General features: G+C 65.8%; 12 protein-coding genes and 1 pseudogene. 11 read left to right on the top strand and 2 right to left on the bottom strand.

Annotated features, from left to right (window positions below):
* Positions 1–194 precede the first annotated feature (194 nt).
* The gene (gene mrdA / locus CF161_RS14325; RefSeq protein WP_020297305.1) at positions 195–2,087 is read left to right on the top strand and encodes a penicillin-binding protein 2; all 1,893 of its coding nucleotides are present in this window, start codon (positions 195–197) and stop codon (positions 2,085–2,087) included.
* 1 nt (position 2,088) lies between these two features.
* On the opposite strand, the gene CF161_RS14320 is transcribed toward mrdA, so the two are convergent.
* The gene (locus CF161_RS14320; protein WP_020297304.1) at positions 2,089–3,075 is read right to left on the bottom strand and encodes a LysR family transcriptional regulator; all 987 of its coding nucleotides are present in this window, start codon (positions 3,073–3,075) and stop codon (positions 2,089–2,091) included.
* A gap of 157 nt (positions 3,076–3,232) precedes the next feature.
* On the opposite strand from CF161_RS14320, the gene CF161_RS14315 reads away from it, so the two are divergent.
* The 3 genes from CF161_RS14315 to CF161_RS14305 are packed head-to-tail and all read left to right on the top strand — an operon-like array spanning position 3,233 to position 6,212.
* Complete coding sequence (locus tag CF161_RS14315) at positions 3,233–4,534, top strand: MFS transporter (protein ID WP_020297303.1); 1,302 nt, start codon at positions 3,233–3,235, stop codon at positions 4,532–4,534.
* Complete coding sequence (locus CF161_RS14310) at positions 4,531–5,286, top strand: class II aldolase/adducin family protein (protein WP_020297302.1); 756 nt, start codon at positions 4,531–4,533, stop codon at positions 5,284–5,286. Before CF161_RS14315 ends, CF161_RS14310 begins: the two co-directional genes overlap by 4 nt.
* The gene (locus CF161_RS14305; RefSeq protein ID WP_043229449.1) at positions 5,283–6,212 is read left to right on the top strand and encodes a glyoxylate/hydroxypyruvate reductase A; all 930 of its coding nucleotides are present in this window, start codon (positions 5,283–5,285) and stop codon (positions 6,210–6,212) included. Before CF161_RS14310 ends, CF161_RS14305 begins: the two co-directional genes overlap by 4 nt.
* On the opposite strand, the gene CF161_RS14300 is transcribed toward CF161_RS14305, so the two are convergent.
* Positions 6,206–7,129 carry a LysR family transcriptional regulator gene (locus CF161_RS14300; RefSeq protein ID WP_020297300.1) on the bottom strand — a complete coding sequence of 308 codons (924 nt, stop codon included), beginning with the start codon at positions 7,127–7,129 and terminating at the stop codon, positions 6,206–6,208. The genes CF161_RS14305 and CF161_RS14300 overlap by 7 nt on opposite strands.
* Before the next feature lie 183 nt (positions 7,130–7,312).
* Between CF161_RS14300 and CF161_RS14295 the strand changes: the two genes are divergently transcribed.
* The 7 genes and pseudogenes from CF161_RS14295 to CF161_RS14265 form a co-directional block, all read left to right on the top strand.
* Complete coding sequence (locus CF161_RS14295; RefSeq protein WP_020297299.1) at positions 7,313–8,626, top strand: MFS transporter; 1,314 nt, start codon at positions 7,313–7,315, stop codon at positions 8,624–8,626.
* A 20-nt stretch (positions 8,627–8,646) separates the two neighbouring features.
* Positions 8,647–9,876: a Zn-dependent hydrolase gene (locus tag CF161_RS14290; RefSeq protein WP_020297298.1), complete on the top strand. Its 1,230-nt coding sequence runs from the start codon at positions 8,647–8,649 to the stop codon at positions 9,874–9,876.
* A 10-nt stretch (positions 9,877–9,886) separates the two neighbouring features.
* Positions 9,887–10,889, top strand: a pseudogene (locus tag CF161_RS14285) (histone deacetylase family protein).
* A 305-nt stretch (positions 10,890–11,194) separates the two neighbouring features.
* Positions 11,195–13,099 carry a sigma-54-dependent Fis family transcriptional regulator gene (locus CF161_RS14280; RefSeq protein WP_043229446.1) on the top strand — a complete coding sequence of 635 codons (1,905 nt, stop codon included), beginning with the start codon at positions 11,195–11,197 and terminating at the stop codon, positions 13,097–13,099.
* On the top strand, positions 13,099–14,817 hold the full coding sequence (locus CF161_RS14275) for an ABC transporter ATP-binding protein (protein ID WP_020297295.1): 1,719 nt from the start codon (positions 13,099–13,101) through the stop codon (positions 14,815–14,817). The genes CF161_RS14280 and CF161_RS14275 overlap by 1 nt, the downstream gene beginning before the upstream one ends.
* Positions 14,807–15,490: a S8 family serine peptidase gene (locus CF161_RS14270; protein WP_020297294.1), complete on the top strand. Its 684-nt coding sequence runs from the start codon at positions 14,807–14,809 to the stop codon at positions 15,488–15,490. The genes CF161_RS14275 and CF161_RS14270 overlap by 11 nt, the downstream gene beginning before the upstream one ends.
* A partial coding sequence (locus tag CF161_RS14265; protein WP_020297293.1) for an NAD(P)/FAD-dependent oxidoreductase occupies positions 15,475–15,932 on the top strand: 458 nt, incomplete at its 3' end. The genes CF161_RS14270 and CF161_RS14265, both read left to right, overlap by 16 nt.

Genomic DNA, 15,932 nt, shown 5'->3' with positions numbered 1-15,932 from the left:
ACCTTGCAGGCACCTCGTCCTGCTCCCGCTTAAAGCTTGAAGCTTGCCGCTGCTCCCCCTGCCATTGATCAGTCGTATGGGAAATCCTGTCCTGGTGAGCAGGTAGTTTTTGGTATGGTGCAGCTCGTTTTTTAATGGACTTGAGTTACCCGCACGGATCCGCGCGCACCTTCATGTCACGAGAAGCTGTAGAAATGCCCGAAGCGATACCGATCAAAGACCACGAAAAAGAAACCCGCCTGGTCAACAAGCGCCTGCTCGCCTGCGCTCTGTTTGTCGTAGCCATCAGCTGCACCCTGGTCGGTCGCCTGTATTTCCTGCAGGTGGTGGAGTTCGACTACCACTCCACCGTCTCTGAAAACAACCGCGTGCACGTGCTGCCGATCACCCCGACCCGGGGCCTGATCTATGACCGCAATGGTGTGGTGCTGGCCGACAACCGTCCCAGTTTCAACCTGACCATCACCCGCGAACGCACCACCGACCTCAAGGGCGAGCTGGACCAAGTGGTCGAGTTGCTGCACTTGCCGGCCGAGGATCGTACGCTGTTCGACAAAGAGATGAAGCAGGCGCGCCACCCCTTTGTGCCGGTCACGCTGTTTTATGAGCTGACTGAAGAGCAGATCGCCGTATTGGCGGTCAACGAGTACCGCCTGCCTGGCCTCGACGTTGAAGCGCAGTTCGTGCGCCATTACCCGATGGGCGCGCACTTTGCCCATTCCATCGGCTATGTCGGGCGCATCAACGAGAAAGAGGCCAAGACTCTGGACTCGGTGGAGTACCGGGGCACCCAGTCGATCGGCAAGACCGGTATCGAGCGCTTCTACGAATCCGAGCTGCACGGCCATGTCGGCTATGAAGAGGTCGAGACCAACGCCCAGGGGCGGGTGATGCGCGTGCTCAAACACACCGACCCGATCCCGGGCAAGAGCATCGTGCTCAGCCTCGACGTGAAGCTCCAGGAGGCCGCTGAAGAGGCCTTGGGCGATCGCCGCGGCTCGGTGGTCGCTCTCGACCCGGAAACCGGCGAGGTGCTGGCCATGGTCAGCAAGCCGAGCTTTGACCCCAACCTGTTCGTGACCGGGATCAGTTTCAAGGAATACGCGGCGCTGCATGACTCCATCGACCGCCCGCTATTCAATCGCGTTCTTCGCGGCCTCTACGCGCCGGGCTCAACCATCAAGCCCGAGGTGGCGATTGCCGGCCTCGACAGCGGTGTGGTCACGGCGTCGACCCGGGTCTTCGATCCGGGCTATTACCAACTGCCGGACTTCGACCACAAGTACCGCAACTGGAACCACAGCGGTGACGGCTGGGTGGACATGGATGCGGCAATCATGCGTTCCAACGACACCTACTTCTACGACCTGGCGCACAAGCTCGGCATCGATCGCCTGCACGACTACATGGCGATGTTCGGCCTGGGGGAGAAGGTCTCCCTGGACATGTTCGAAGAGTCGGCCGGGCTGATGCCGTCCCAGGCCTGGAAGCGCGCCACGCGCCGCCAGCCGTGGTTCCCGGGTGAGACGGTGATCCTTGGCATCGGACAGGGCTATATGCAGGTCACACCGCTGCAGTTGGCCCAGGCCACCGCGCTGATCGCCAACAAGGGCATCTGGAACCGTCCACACCTGGCGCGCACCATCGACGGCGTGGCACCGGTGGACGAACACCCGATGCCGAACATCCTGCTCAAGGACCCGCGTGACTGGGAGCAGGTCAACCATGGCATGCAGATGGTGATGCACGACCCACGGGGCATTGCGCGGGCCGCAGCGGCCGGTGCGCAGTACCGGATTGCCGGCAAGAGTGGTACGGCGCAGGTGGTGGCGATTAAGCAGGGCGAGCGTTACAACCGCCTCAAGACCCGCGAGCGTAACCGGGACAACGCCTTGTTCGTCGGCTTCGCCCCGGCCGAACATCCGAAGATCGTGATTTCGGTGATGATCGAAAACGGCGAGGCCGGTGGCCGCGTCGCCGGCCCTGTGGTGCGGCAGATCATGGACGCTTGGCTGCTCGACCAGGATGGCCACCTGAAACCGCAATACGCCAGCCCGGCCAAGCCTGCGGCCCCGCCCCACGTCTGAGTCACTTGAGCATCAGGCTTCCCGGCACCTGCTCACGAATGCTGAGCATGTGCTGGATGCTGTCGAGGAATACGGTCTCGGCCTGGCTCATCTTCTGCTCGCGGTTCCACAGCAGCTGGATATCGAAATCCACCACCCCTTCCTCCGGCGGCAGGCGCCACAGCAGGCCTTGCTCGACGTCACGTCGCACCAGGTGGATCGGCAGGCAGCCGATGCCGAACCCGGCGCACACCAGGCGGTAAATTTCCTCGAAACTGGTGGAAGACGCGACGATCTTGCCGGTAAAACCCTGCTGGTCACGGAACAGGGTCAAGGGTGAAAGGTTGCCGCCCAACTGGTCACTGGTGAAGCTGACAAAGTGCTCCGCGGCCAGTTGCTCCAGGGTCAGGCCGCGCTGGCCGAACAGCCGATGGCGCTGGCCGCAGAAGTAGGCGTAGCGCTCGCGAAACAGCACCCGCTGCTCCAACCGTGGCTGGGGCAGACGGCACAGGCCCAGCCCCAGGGTGGCGGTCTTTTGCAGCAGCGAGCTGATGATGTCCGAACTGCCCATGACGTCCACTTCCAACTCGATCTTGGGGTGGGTTTCATGGAAGTCGGCGAGGAACTCGTCGTAATGCTGGGCCTGCACCCCGCTGACGGTGAGGATGCGCACCTTGCCCACCAGATCGTCATGGCGGCTCTCCACCACCGACCCCAGGCGCGAGATATCGCCGTAGATATCGGCCGCAATGCGCAGTACTTCCTCGCCGGTTTCCGTCAACTCAAAGCGCCGTCCACTGCGCGCAATCAAGACACACTCGAGCTGCTCCTCCAGGCGCTTGAGGGCCTGGCTCACGGCGGACTGGGTGATGTGCAGGCGCGCAGCGGCGCGGCTCATGCTGCCTTCCTGACCGATGACCAGGTAGGTGCGCAGCAGATTCCAGTCCAGCCGATCGTTGAGAAAACGGCGACCGACCCAAGGGTTGGGCGCAGGGTTGGCAGTGGGCATCGACCCTCCAGGTAGTAGCCAGGCTAATAGTAAAGATAAGGATTTGAAAATTGACTAATCCTGGCACGGCGGCGATAAAGCCCACAAGCGCCACAGAGCGCCACCCGGATTAGTTCTTCAGTACCTGCCCAAAAAACTACAACTACAGGGTCCTTGCATGCACACCACCCCTCAGCCGCGTCGAGCCGCGGCGGCTGCCTTTATTGGCACCACCATCGAGTTCTACGATTTCTACATCTACGCCACGGCGGCGGCCCTGGTCCTCGGGCAAGTGTTCTTTCCCAGCACCGACCCGGTGATGAGCACCTTGGCCGCGTTTGGCAGCTTTGCCGTGGGGTTTATCGCGCGGCCCATGGCGGGCATGGTCTTCGGGCACCTGGGCGACCGCCTCGGACGCAAAAAGATGCTGCTGGTGACCATGGCCCTGATGGGCCTGGCCACCACCGGCATCGGCTTGCTGCCCAGCTATGCCAGCGTCGGTATCTGGGCACCGATCAGCCTGATCGTGCTGCGCATCATCCAGGGCATCTCGGTCGGAGGCGAGTGGGGCGGGGCGGTGCTGATGGCCAGCGAACATGCGCCGGCCAGGCGCAAGACCTTCTACGCCTCGTTCGCCCAACTGGGCAGCCCGGCGGGCCTGTTGCTGGCGTTGATTGCCTTTCGCCTGGTGACCAGCCTGGAGCCCCAGGATTTTCTCGATTGGGGCTGGCGCCTGCCGTTCCTGGCCAGCGGTGTGCTGATGATGGTTGGGCTGATGATCCGTTCCGGGGTCCATGAGTCGCCGGAGTTCGCCAAGGCCCGGGACAACCATGAAACCGCCCAGTACCCGGTGATGGAAGTGCTGCGCAGCTGCTGGCGGCAGATCCTGTTTGCCGCGGCGGCGGTGACCATCGGCTCGGCCGGGTTCTTCTTCACCAACACCTTCATGATCACCTACGTCACCCAGTACCAGGGCATTGCCCGCTCGACCATTCTCGACTGCCTGTTCCTGGTGACGGTGATCCAGTTGCTGTCGCAGCCGTTGTCGGCGTTGCTCGCCGAACGCATGGGCGAGGGCCGCTTCCTGAAATGGGTGGCCCTGCTGTGCATGGCCACGCCGTACCCGATGTTCGTGCTGGTGGGGACGCAGAACATCATCCTGATGACCCTCGGCATCGCGGTGGCGGTGGTGATCCTCTCCGCGCTGTACGCAGTGATCGCCGGCTACATGACCCAGGCCTTCCCGGTGCACCTGCGCTACTCGGGCATTTCCATCGCCTACCAGCTCAGCTGCGCGATTGCCGGTGGCAGCACGCCGCTGATCGGCACGCTGCTGGCGAGCAAGTTTTCCGGACAATGGCTGCCGCTGGCGGTGTACTTCAGCCTGCTCTCGGCACTGTCCCTGATTGGCGTCTGCGGTCTGGCCCGGCTGCGTGCCGGCAATGACGCCCACCCCGCTCGAAAAGAGGTGTATTCGTGAGCAAACCTGAACACATGAACCCGATTGAATGGCAGGCCCGTTGCGAGCTGGCGGCGCTGTACCGGCTGGTCGCGCACTTTCGCATGACCGACCTGATCGACACCCACATCACCCTGCGCATCCCCGGGCCCGAGCATCACTTCCTGATCAATCGCTACGGGGTCATTTTCGACCGCATGCGTGCCAGCGACCTGGTGCGTATCGACCAGGACGGCCGCATCGTCGACCCGGATTACGCCGGGCACCGGGTCAATGCCGCAGGTTTTGTGATCCATTCGGCGATCCACATGGCGCGCCCCGACCTCAACTGCGTGATCCATACCCACACCGCCGCCGGCATGGCAGTCGCCGCGCAGAAGCAGGGCCTGTTGCCGATCAGCCAGCACGCGCTGAAGTTCTACCGGCGGCTGGCCTATCACACCTATGAAGGCATCGCCCTGTCCCTGGATGAGCGCGAGCGCCTGATCGCCGACCTGGGGCCGCACAAGGCCATGATCCTGCGCAACCACGGCTTGCTGGTGGGCGGCGCGACGGTGGCCCATGCGTTTCAGGAGATCCACTTCCTGGAGCGTGCCTGCCAGGCCCAGGTGCAGGCACTGGCCGGTGGCTGCGAGTTGAATTACCCATCGCCCGAGGTCTGCGCCCACACCGCCGAGCAGTTCGACCGCGATGAAGCCGACAAAATTATCGAGCTGGCCTGGCACGCCGCCCTGACCCTGATCGAGTCCCAGCGCGAGTCTTACCTGTCATGAGTAGCGTGGTGCTGTTATCCCGTGATGGGCTGTTGCTCGAACAACTGCAAGCGGCCTTCGCCCGCCGTGCGCCGCAGCTCCAGGTGCTGCTGGCCGACGACCCCCAGGCCGCCGAGGCGCAGATCGCCGCCTGCTGGTTTCCGCCCGCCGGCAGCCTGCGGGCCTTGCCCAATGTGCAGGTGATTCACTCGGTGGCTGCGGGCATCGACCACCTGCAGCACGACCCCGAATGCCCGGACTTGCCGGTGTGCCGGGTGGTCGACCCGGGCCATCGCCAGGGCATGACCGAGTACGTGCGCTGGGCGGCCATCCACTATCACCGCGGCTTTGACCAGGTGCTGCGGCAACAGCCCGAACAGCGTTGGCAACGGCCACTGCAACGGGCCGCCGCCGAGTATCGGGTCGGGGTCATGGGGCTGGGTTCCCTGGGCAGCGCGATTGCCCTGGACCTGGCCGCCGCCGGCTACCGCGTGCGCGGTTGGGCGCGCAGCGCCAAGGTGCTGCCGGGCGTCGAGAGTTTTGCCGGGGCGGCGGGTTTAGCGCCATTTCTCGACGGCGTCGAACTGCTGATCAACCTGCTGCCGCTGACCGCCGAAACCCGCGGGATTCTCGGTCACGCCACCTTCGCCCGCCTGGCGCCGGGGGCGGCGCTGGTCAACTGCGGGCGTGGCGCGCACCTGAATGCCGATGACCTGGAGCAGGCCCTGGCCAGCGGGCAGTTGCGCGGGGCGTTGCTGGATGTGTTCGATGAGGAGCCGCTGCCGCCCCAGCATCGGCTGTGGACCCTGCCCGCCGTGACCATCACCCCGCACATGGCCTCGGCCGCGTCCCACGATTGCATCGCCGAACAGGTGGCGGAAAACCTGCGTCGCCTGCAGGCCGGTGAACCGCTGCTGAATCGGGTCGACCTGACGCTGGGTTACTGAGGTTCGAGGCTCTGTTGCAGGCTGTCGATAAACAGGGTCTCGGCGCGGCTCATGCGTTGCTCGCGGTTCCACAGCAGGTGGATGTCGACATCGGCGATGCCTTCGTGGGGCGGCAGGCGCCACAACAGGCCGGCTTCGACGTCGGCCGCCACCACATGCTCCGGCAGGCAGCCGATGCCGAAGCCGGCAATCACCAGGCGCCGCACTTCTTCCAGGCTGGGTGACGAGGCGACGATGCGCCCGCTGAAACCTTGCTGATCGCGAAAGATGGTCAGCGGCGAGAGCATGCCGCCGATCTGGTCGCTGGTGAAACTGACAAAGTTCTCCCGCTGCAAGTCGCCCTCGGCCACGGTTTGCTGGCCAAACAGGGCGTGGTGCCTGCCGCAGAAAAACGCATAACGCTGGCGCAGGAACAGCCGCTGTTCCAGGCGTGGCTGTGGCCGGCGATTGAGGCTCAGGCCCAGGGTCGCGGTTTTTTCCTGCAGGGCGCTGACGATGTCCGAACTGCGCATGACTTCGATTTCCAGGTCCACCCGTGGGTGCAGGCGATGGAAACCGGCAAGGAAGTCATCGAAGCGCTCGGAAAAGATCCGGCTGATCATCAGCAGCCGTACCTTGCCGATCACCTCGTCGGCGGGTTGTTCGAGGACGCCGCTGACCTGGGACATCTGGCCGTAGATTTCCCCGGCCAGTTGAAAGATCTGCTCGCCGACCTCGGTCAGGGCAAAGCGCGGCCCACGGCGGGCGATCAACTGGCGTCCGAGTTGTTCTTCCAGACGCTTGAGGGCCTGGCTCACGGCCGGTTGGGTCAGGTGCAGGCGGGCGGCGGCGCGGCTGATGCTCAGTTCCTGGCCGATCACTCGGAAGGTGCGCAGCAGGTTCCAGTCCAGGCGGTCATTGAGCAGGCGGTCGGGCATGGGCGAAGGCTCTGGGAGGGGCAGGGGCTTGATAATAAGCAGGGATAATAATCAGCATAATAAATAGAAAATTGACTAATTATAGCCCCGCGACGATAAATCCCCTCCAGACAAGCGCCGCCAGAGCGCCTGCGTGTTCACCGTTCTCTCCTGCCAAAAAAAATAGCAAAGGAGCCTGATCCCATGAAGCTTGCCGCTTCTGCTCAACCACGCCGTGCCGCGGCCGCCGCCTTTATCGGCACCATGATCGAGTGGTACGACTTTTACATTTACGCCACCGCCGCCGCACTGGTGTTCGGCGCCTTGTTCTTCCCCTCCGACGACAAACTGTTCAGCACCATGGCCGCCTTTGGCACCTTCGCCGTGGGCTTCTTCGCCCGGCCCCTGGGCGGGATCATCTTCGGCCATATCGGCGATCGCATCGGGCGCAAGAAGTCTCTGGTCATCACCTTGCTGATGATGGGCGTGGTCACCGTGTGCATCGGCCTGTTGCCGACCTATGCCCAGATCGGCGCGCTGGCGCCGGTGCTACTGGTGCTGCTGCGTATCGTCCAGGGCATTGCCGTGGGTGGCGAATGGGGCGGCGCGGTGCTGATGGCCGGCGAACATGCGCCCAAGGGCCGACGCAATTTCTTCGCCTCCTTTGCCCAGCTCGGCAGCCCGGCCGGTTTGATCCTGTCGCTGCTGGCCTTCAGTGCCGTCACCCGCCTGCCCGAAGAGGCCCTGATGAGCTGGGGCTGGCGCCTGCCGTTCCTGGCCAGTGCGCTGTTGCTGCTGGTGGGGTTGGTGATTCGCCTGGGGGTCAACGAGTCGCCGGAGTTCCTCGCCAGCCGCGAACAGGCGCGGACTTCGGTGCGCAAGGAGCAGGCGCCGGTGATGGAGGTGCTGCAGACCGCCTGGCGCCCGCTGTTGCTGTGCATCGGGGCCAATACCCTGGGGATCGCCGGGGTGTATTTCACCAACACCTTCATGATCGCCTACACCACCCAGCAGCTTGAGCTGCCGCGTTCGCTGATTCTCGAATGCCTGTTTGTGGTGGCGATCATTCAGTTCTGCATCCAGCCGCTGGCGGCCTGGACCGCCGAGAAAATCGGCGCCACGCGCTTTCTGTGCCTGGTGTCGCTGCTGGCCATGGCCTCGCCGTACCCGATGTTTGTGCTGGTCAGCTCGGCCCAGGCGCCGCTGATCATCCTCGGTATCGCGCTGGCGGTGGTGTGCATGGCGTCCTTCTATGCGGTGATCGCCGGTTACGTCAGCGGCATGTTCGAGACCCGGGTGCGCTACACCGCGATTTCCCTGGCGTACCAGGTGTGCGGCGCCCTGGCCGGTGGCCTGACGCCGCTGATCGGCACCTGGCTGGCCCATGAGTTCGCCGGGCAATGGTGGCCGATGGCGCTGTTCTACAGCCTGATTGCTGCGGTGTCGCTGATCTGTGTATTGGCCCTGGCCCGGCGGCATGCCGCAGCCCAGCGCCTGGAAATGGCCGCAAGCGCCTGACTTATTCTGGAGAAAAACCCATGTTGAAAATCAATGGCGAACGCCTCTGGGCCAGCTTGATGGCCATGGCTGAAATCGGCGCCACGGCCCGTGGCGGCAGTTGCCGACTGGCGTTGAGCGCCGAGGACCAGGCCGGTCGCGAACTGTTTGCCCACTGGTGCACCGAGGCCGGGCTGACCCTGAGTATCGACCCGATCGGCAACCTGTTTGCCCGCCGTCCCGGCACCGACCCGCAGGCGGCCCCGGTGATGATCGGCAGCCACCTCGACACCCAGCCCGAAGGCGGGCGGTTCGATGGGGTCTATGGCGTGCTGGCCGGGCTGGAAGTGCTGCGGCGCCTGGACGATTTGCAGATCCGCACCCGCAAGCCGCTGGAGGTGGCGGTGTGGACCAACGAAGAGGGCGCGCGCTTCACCCCGGCCATGTTCGGCTCGGCGGTGTTCACCGGGGTCATGCCGCTGGAGGCCGCACTGGCGGTGCGCGATGCCGCCGGCATCAGCGTCGCCGAGGCCTTGCAACGCACCGGGTATGCCGGCCAGCGGCCGCTGGGCGGGCCGGTGGACGCCTACTTCGAGGCCCATATCGAGCAGGGGCCGATCCTTGAAGACAACGCCAAGAGCATCGGTGTGGTCAGCGGCGGCCAGGCGATTCGCTGGCTCGACGTGCAGGTCGAAGGCATGGCGGCCCACGCCGGGACCACGCCGATGCCGCTGCGCAAGGACGCGTTGTATGGCGCCGCGCAGATGGTCCTCGCGGTCGAAACCCTGGCGGCGGAATTCGCCCCCCAAGGCCTGACCACGGTGGGCGAGTTGAGCATTGCCAAGTCGTCGCGCAACACCATCCCGGGTGCAGTGCAGTTCACCGTGGACCTGCGCCATCACCAGGACCAGCAGATCGCCGCCATGGAACAGCAATTGCGCGAACGCCTGGAGGCCATTGCCCGCCAGCGCGGCCTGCGGGTCAGCGTCAGCCCGCACTGGGTCAGCCCGGCCACGCCCTTCGACGCCCAATGCGTGGCCGACGTGCAGCAGGCGGTGGATGGCTTGGGCTACCCTCAGCAGTCGATTGTCAGCGGCGCGGGTCACGACGCGATTCTGCTGGCGCGTTACTGCCCGACGGCTATGGTGTTTATCCCCTGCGTTGGCGGCCTGAGCCACAACGAAGCCGAAGACGTGCTGCCCCAGGACGTGCGCCAGGGCGCCGATGTATTGCTCAACGCCGTGCTGGCCCGTGCCGGCCAGGTTGAATAAGGAGAAGGTCATGCGCAGTTTTTTCCACCCCGAACAGTTGCTCCACCACCCACGCAGCTACTACTCGCGCGGCCAGATGCGCATCCCCCAGGAGGTGCCGGAGCGTGCTCGGCTGCTGGTGCAGGCCGCACACTCCCTGGGTTTTGCCGTCGAGCAGCCACAGGATGCCGGGATGGCCCCGTTGCTGGCGGTACACGGCGCGCCGTACCTGGCGTTTCTGCAGGATGCGCACCAGGGCTGGAAGGACATCCCCGAAGACTGGGGCGATGAGGTGATGTCCAACATCTTCGTGCGTGAGCCCAATGCCATGCGCGGGGTCCTGGCCCAGGCCGCGTGCTACCTGGCCGACGGCAGTTGCCCGGTGGGTGAGTCGACCTGGCGTGCAGCCTACTGGTCGGCGCAAAGTGCCGTCCGGCGAGCCGGCGGCCTACGCCCTGTGCCGTCCGCCGGGCCACCACGCGCGGGCCGAAGCCGCGGGCGGTTTCTGCTACCTGAACAACGCGGCAGTGGCGGCCCAGGTGCTGCGGGAGAAATACGCCCGGGTCGCGGTACTCGACACCGACATGCACCACGGCCAGGGCATCCAGGAGATTTTCTACCAGCGCGACGACGTGCTGTATGTCTCGGTGCATGGCGACCCGACCAACTTTTACCCAGGGGTGACCGGGTTTGCCGACGAGCGCGGCGAGGGGCCGGGGGCGGGCTGTAACCTCAACCTGCCGATGGCCCACGGCGCCAGCGAAGGGGATTTCCTGGCCCAGCTGGACACGGCGTTGGACGCGGTGCAGCGTTTCGGTGCCGAGGTGCTGGTGCTCTCCCTGGGCTTTGATATCTATGAGCTGGACCCACAAAGCAAAGTGGCGGTGACCCGGGACGGTTTCGCCACCCTGGGTGAGCGGGTCCGCAGCCTGGGCCTGCCGTGCCTGATCGTCCAGGAGGGCGGCTATCACCTGGAAAGCCTGGAAGACAATGCCCGGGCCTTTTTTGTCGACGGCGCGGCCTGGGCGCTCTGACCCGGGGCGATCCGCCTGCGGAGGATGATGCCCGTGGCCCTGGCCCCGCCGAGCCGTCGCGGGGCTGGGCCGTGGACGACGGCAAACGGCGCTTGCCATTGGCTTGACGTTAACGTAAAGATGGCCCGGCGCCGCAACCCATGGCGCAGGTTTTGCTTGAAGGGAATGGGTGTCCGGGGTGCCGGGCCAAACTTTTCTTTACTGCCATCTGAACCGGGTGTAGACATTTGCCTTGGCTTGTGTGCTTCTCGCAACCCAAGGGAATGGATCGGAGAGGTACCGGGCGGACCGATTCGGAGCGCTTGATGACGCTTATAAAAACAAGAAACGCTGAACTGCCACACGAAGCCCGGCTGGCCCGGGAGAAGCTGCACCAGGAGGGCGAAGTCCCCGACGGTGTATTGCGTGCGGAAATCGATGCCTCATGGCGGCGCAGCCTCAGCCATGGCGTGCACTTCAATGGTCAGCACGAGCTGGCCCTGGAATCCAGCGCCAGCCTCGAGCTGCTGCTGTCCAGCAACCGCTTGTTGCTCGATGCCGCGATGCCGGCCATCGACTACCTGGCCGAGCGCCAGGGCAAGGACGGGCTGATCATCCTCGCCAACTCCGACGCCACCATCCTCGCGGTCGAAGGGCGTGCCGACCGCCTCAAGGGCAGCGGCCTGCAGGACATCACCCTCGGTGCTTGCTGGAGCGAGGCGGCCCGTGGCACCAACGCCCTGGGCACGGCCCTGGTGGAAGCGCGGCCGACCCTGATCGATTGCGGTGAACACTACCTGGACCGCCTGAGTGATTTTTCCTGCACCTCGGTGCCCATCCATTGCCCCCAGGGCGAGATCCTCGGCGTGCTCGACCTGACCCGCGAAGGGCCGCTGGGGCGCGCCCAGGACAGCACTGCGCTGCTGGCCATGGCGGTCAGCCAGATTGAAAGCCGGGTGTTCAACGCCACCTATCCGGAACAGATCGTCCTGGCCTTCCACAGCCGGCGGCAGTACCTCGAATCGCCCTGGCAGGGCTTGCTGGCCCTGAGCCTGGGCGGGCAGATCCTGGCGGTCAGCACCCAGGCCTGCCAGTTGCTCAATGCGCCGCGTGCGGCCCTGGTGGGGCGGCGCTGCGAGGAGTTCCTCGGGGTCGATGGCCTGCAACTGCTCGCGCGCTTGCAGCAAGGCGGCGTCGGCAGCCTGCAAACCGCCAAGGGCGAGCTGTTCTACAAAACCCTGCGCGCGCCCCAGCGTTCGCTCAACCTCAGCAGCGCGCCGCGGGCGGTGCCCAAGGCCGCTCCCGCGCAACCGCCGCTGGAGCACCTGGCCGGCAGTAACCCGCGTTACGCCCGGGCCTTGCGCATGGCGCGCCAGGGCTTGGCCAACGCCTTGCCGGTGTTGTTGCTGGGCGAGACCGGCACCGGCAAGGAAGTGATTGCCCGGGCCCTGCACCTGGCCGGCAGCCGCAGCGACAAACCCTTTATCGCGGTCAACTGCGCGGCGATTCCCGAAGGCCTGATCGAGTCGGAACTGTTCGGCTATCGCGAAGGCGCCTTCACCGGTTCGCGCCGTGGCGGGATGATCGGCCGCCTGCAACAGGCTCACGGCGGCACCTTGTTTCTCGATGAAATCGGCGACATGCCCCTGGCCTTGCAGGCGCGATTGCTGCGGGTGTTGCAGGACCGCAAGGTGGCGCCCCTGGGTGCAGGTGAAGAGCAGGACATCGACGTCGCGCTGATCTGCGCCACCCACCGCGACCTCAAGCGCCTGGTGGAGGACAAACACTTTCGCGAAGACCTGTTCTACCGGGTCAACGGCATCAGCGTGATGCTCCCGGCCCTGCGCGAGCGCGAGGATTTCGGCGCGCTGCTGGGCGTTTTGCTCGGCAAGCTCGGCAGCCCTGGCGTGACCTTGGCCGACGACCTGCGGCAACTGCTCGAGGCGTACCACTGGCCGGGCAACATCCGCCAGTTGGAGATGGTCCTGCGCACGGCCCTGGCCATGCGTGAAGAGGGTGAGAGCGCCCTGACCCTGGAGCATCTGCCGGACAGCATGCTCGATGAACTCAACGCCAGCGAACGGCCCCAGGCCGGGAGCATCCGCGAGAACGAGCTGGAACTGATCCGCAGTTCCCTGGACAGCCACCAGGGCAATGTCTCGGCGGCGGCCGACGCCCTGGGCATCAGCCGCGCGACGCTGTACCGCAAGCTCAAGCAGTTGCGCAGTTGATGCGGCGCCTGATCGGCCGGCTGGTGGACAGCCCCAATCCCGAGGCGTTGCAGGGCGCGTTGCAGTGGTTGTATGGCTTTGTCCGGCCCCATCGCCTGGCCATCGCCGGCCTGCTCGGGCTCTCGGCCTGTGCCTCGTCGCTGGTGCTGGTGCAGCCCTGGTTGACCAAGCTGCTGATCGACGACGGCTTGCTGGCCCGTGATTTTTCCATGCTGGTGCTGATCGCCGTGCTGATGATCGGCGCCGGCCTGCTGGGCACGGCGCTGTCCGGGATCAATCGCTACCTGCACACGCGGCTGTCCGGGCGCATTCTGTTCGCCCTGCGCGACGACCTCTATCGGCACCTGCAACGGCTGTCGCCGGGTTTTTACGGGCAGCGCCGGATCGGTGACCTGATGTCGCGCCTGGACGGCGATGTGGCCGAGATCCAGCGCTTTGCCGTGGACTCGCTGTTCTCGGCGGTCTCCAGCGTGATCGGCCTGGTGGTGGCCCTGGCCATGCTCCTGACCCTGTCCTGGAAACTGTCGCTGCTGGCCCTGGTGCTGATCCCGCTGGACGTGCTGTGGCTGCGCTGGATGCGGCGCAAGGTCGAGCGCGATGTGCGCCAGTTGCGCGAGCGTTCGGCGGACATGTCCTCGTTCATGGTCGAGACCCTGCCGGTGATGAAGTTCATCCAGAGCGCCGGCCAGCAGCAGCGCGAGGCACGGCGCCTGGACAGCCTCGGCAAGGGCTACATGCAGCAGTTGCTGAAGCTGCAAGTCACCGAGTTCTTCACCCAGGCGGTGCCCGGCACCCTGACCTCATTGTCCCGGGCCTGTGCCTTTTTGATTGGCGGCTACTGGGTGGTGCAGGGCACCTGGCAACTGGGGGCGCTGATCGCTTTCTCTACTTACCTGGGCATGGCGGTGGGGCCGGTGCAGAGCCTGCTTGGCCTGTACGTGGCGATCCAGCGCATGACCGTGAGCCTGGGCCGGGTCATGGAACTGCGCGGCGAAGAACCGGGCGTCAGCAACCCCGAGGCGCCGCTGCCGGTGCCGGAGCAGGGCGAGCTGCATTTGCAGAATGTGCACTTCAGCCACCCGGGGCGCGGCGTGACCCTGCAGGGCATCGAGGCGCGGATTCCCTACGGGCGCAAGGTGGCGCTCAGCGGCACCTCGGGGGCGGGCAAAAGCACCCTGGTCGACCTGTTGCAGCGCCACCACGATCCGCAATCCGGGCAGGTGCTGCTGGGCGGTGTCGACCTGCGCCAACTGGACCTGACACAGCTGCGCCGGCGGGTGGCGGTGGTCAGCCAGGACATCGTGCTGTTTCGCGGCAGCCTGGCGGACAACCTGGCCTACAGCGTGCCCGATGCCAGCCGTGAGGCGGTGGCCGCGGTGGCGCGGCTGGCGCAATTGCAGGGGCTGATCGATTCCCTGCCCGAAGGCCTGGACAGCCCCCTGGGCGAGCGCGGCCAGCAACTGTCCGGCGGGCAGAAACAGCGCATCGCCATTGCCCGGGCCCTGCTTCAGGATCCGATGATTCTGGTGCTGGACGAAGCCACCTCGGCGGTGGACGAAGCCACTGAACGGGAGGTGATCGAGGCCATCGACCGCTTGTTCGCCGGTCGCACGCGGATCCTGATCAGTCACCGGCCTTCGACCCTGGCCGATGCCGATCTGCGTTTTACCTTGCAGGACGGGGTACTGCGCACAGTGGAGGTGGTTCATGAAACCTGAGCTGCGCATCGGCGTGATCGACAGCGGCCATGCCGCGCATCAGCGGGTGGCGGGCGGGCGGCGGTTCTTCCTGCAAGCGGATGGGGTCGGCGCCGACCCATTGCAGGAGGATGCCCTGGGCCACGGCAGTGCGGTGATCGAAGCCATCGGCCTGCGCGCACCCGGCGCGCGGCTGTATGTGGCTCAGGTCTTCGATCAGCGCGGGGTCACCAGCGCCGCGCAAGTCAGCGCCGCGCTGTACTGGCTGCTGGAGCAGGACGTGCGGTTGATCAACCTCAGCCTGGGCCTGCGCCAGGATCGTGAACTGCTGCGTCAGGCCTGCGCCGCCGCCGAGGCCCGTGGCGTGCTGCTGTGCGCGTCCAGCCCGGCCCAGGGCGAGGCGGTGTTTCCAGCCAGTTACCCCGGGGTGTTGCGCGTCACCGGCGATGCGCGGTGCAGCGCGCAGCAATGGTCGTGGCTGAACAGCGCCCAGGCCGATTTCGCCGCCTGCGTGCGCGGCAGCAGCCCGGGGCAATCCGGCGCCAGCCTGGGGTGCGCGGCCTTGAGCGGGCATATCGGCGCTTACCTGGGCGGCCACCCGGACGCCGACAAGGCCCAGGTCCTGCAGTGGCTGCAGGACAACGCCCACTACCAGGGCCCGGAACGTCGGCCATTGCCATGCACGCCATCCTGATTCTCGGTGCGGGGCCGGCCGGGGCAGCGGTGGCCCTGGGGCTGCGGCGCCTCGGTTATCCGGTGACCCTGATCAGCGACTGGCGGCGCTTTCCGGCCCTGGAAGGGGTTTCGGTACGGGTCCTTGAAGCCTTGCGCGGCGCCGGCCTGGAACAGGCGCTGGCCCAGGCCCTGCAACCGTCCCAGCGGCGGGTGGCGTGGAATGGCGAAGAGCATGCGCAGAACATCGAATACCTGCTGGACCGCCCGGCGTTCGACCGCGGCCTGCGCGAGGCCCTGCGTGAGGCCGGGGTGCAACTGATCGAGGGCCGGGTGCTGGGCGTGCAGTCCACCGAGGCCGGGCATCGGGTCCAGGTGCAAGGGCAGGCCGAGCAGGTGGGCGAGTTTCTGGTGGAGGCCCGTGGGCGGCAGGCGCCGGTGCTGGACAAAGGGCTGCGCCAAGG

The sequence above is a fragment of the Pseudomonas sp. CF161 genome (assembly GCF_000416215.1).
GTDB lineage: Bacteria > Pseudomonadota > Gammaproteobacteria > Pseudomonadales > Pseudomonadaceae > Aquipseudomonas.
This window is presented reverse-complemented; position numbering and strand designations above follow the sequence as displayed.

Bases quoted from the DNA above. Each gene is read 5' to 3' on its own strand.
- mrdA (WP_020297305.1), top strand. From the start codon at position 195: ATGCCCGAAGCGATACCGATCAAAGACCACGAAAAAGAAACCCGCCTG.
- CF161_RS14320 (WP_020297304.1), bottom strand. From the start codon at position 3,075: ATGCCCACTGCCAACCCTGCGCCCAACCCTTGGGTCGGTCGCCGTTTT.
- CF161_RS14315 (WP_020297303.1), top strand. From the start codon at position 3,233: ATGCACACCACCCCTCAGCCGCGTCGAGCCGCGGCGGCTGCCTTTATT.
- CF161_RS14305 (WP_043229449.1), top strand. From the start codon at position 5,283: ATGAGTAGCGTGGTGCTGTTATCCCGTGATGGGCTGTTGCTCGAACAA.
- CF161_RS14300 (WP_020297300.1), bottom strand. From the start codon at position 7,129: ATGCCCGACCGCCTGCTCAATGACCGCCTGGACTGGAACCTGCTGCGC.
- CF161_RS14295 (WP_020297299.1), top strand. From the start codon at position 7,313: ATGAAGCTTGCCGCTTCTGCTCAACCACGCCGTGCCGCGGCCGCCGCC.
- CF161_RS14290 (WP_020297298.1), top strand. From the start codon at position 8,647: ATGTTGAAAATCAATGGCGAACGCCTCTGGGCCAGCTTGATGGCCATG.
- CF161_RS14280 (WP_043229446.1), top strand. From the start codon at position 11,195: ATGACGCTTATAAAAACAAGAAACGCTGAACTGCCACACGAAGCCCGG.
- CF161_RS14275 (WP_020297295.1), top strand. From the start codon at position 13,099: ATGCGGCGCCTGATCGGCCGGCTGGTGGACAGCCCCAATCCCGAGGCG.
- CF161_RS14270 (WP_020297294.1), top strand. From the start codon at position 14,807: ATGAAACCTGAGCTGCGCATCGGCGTGATCGACAGCGGCCATGCCGCG.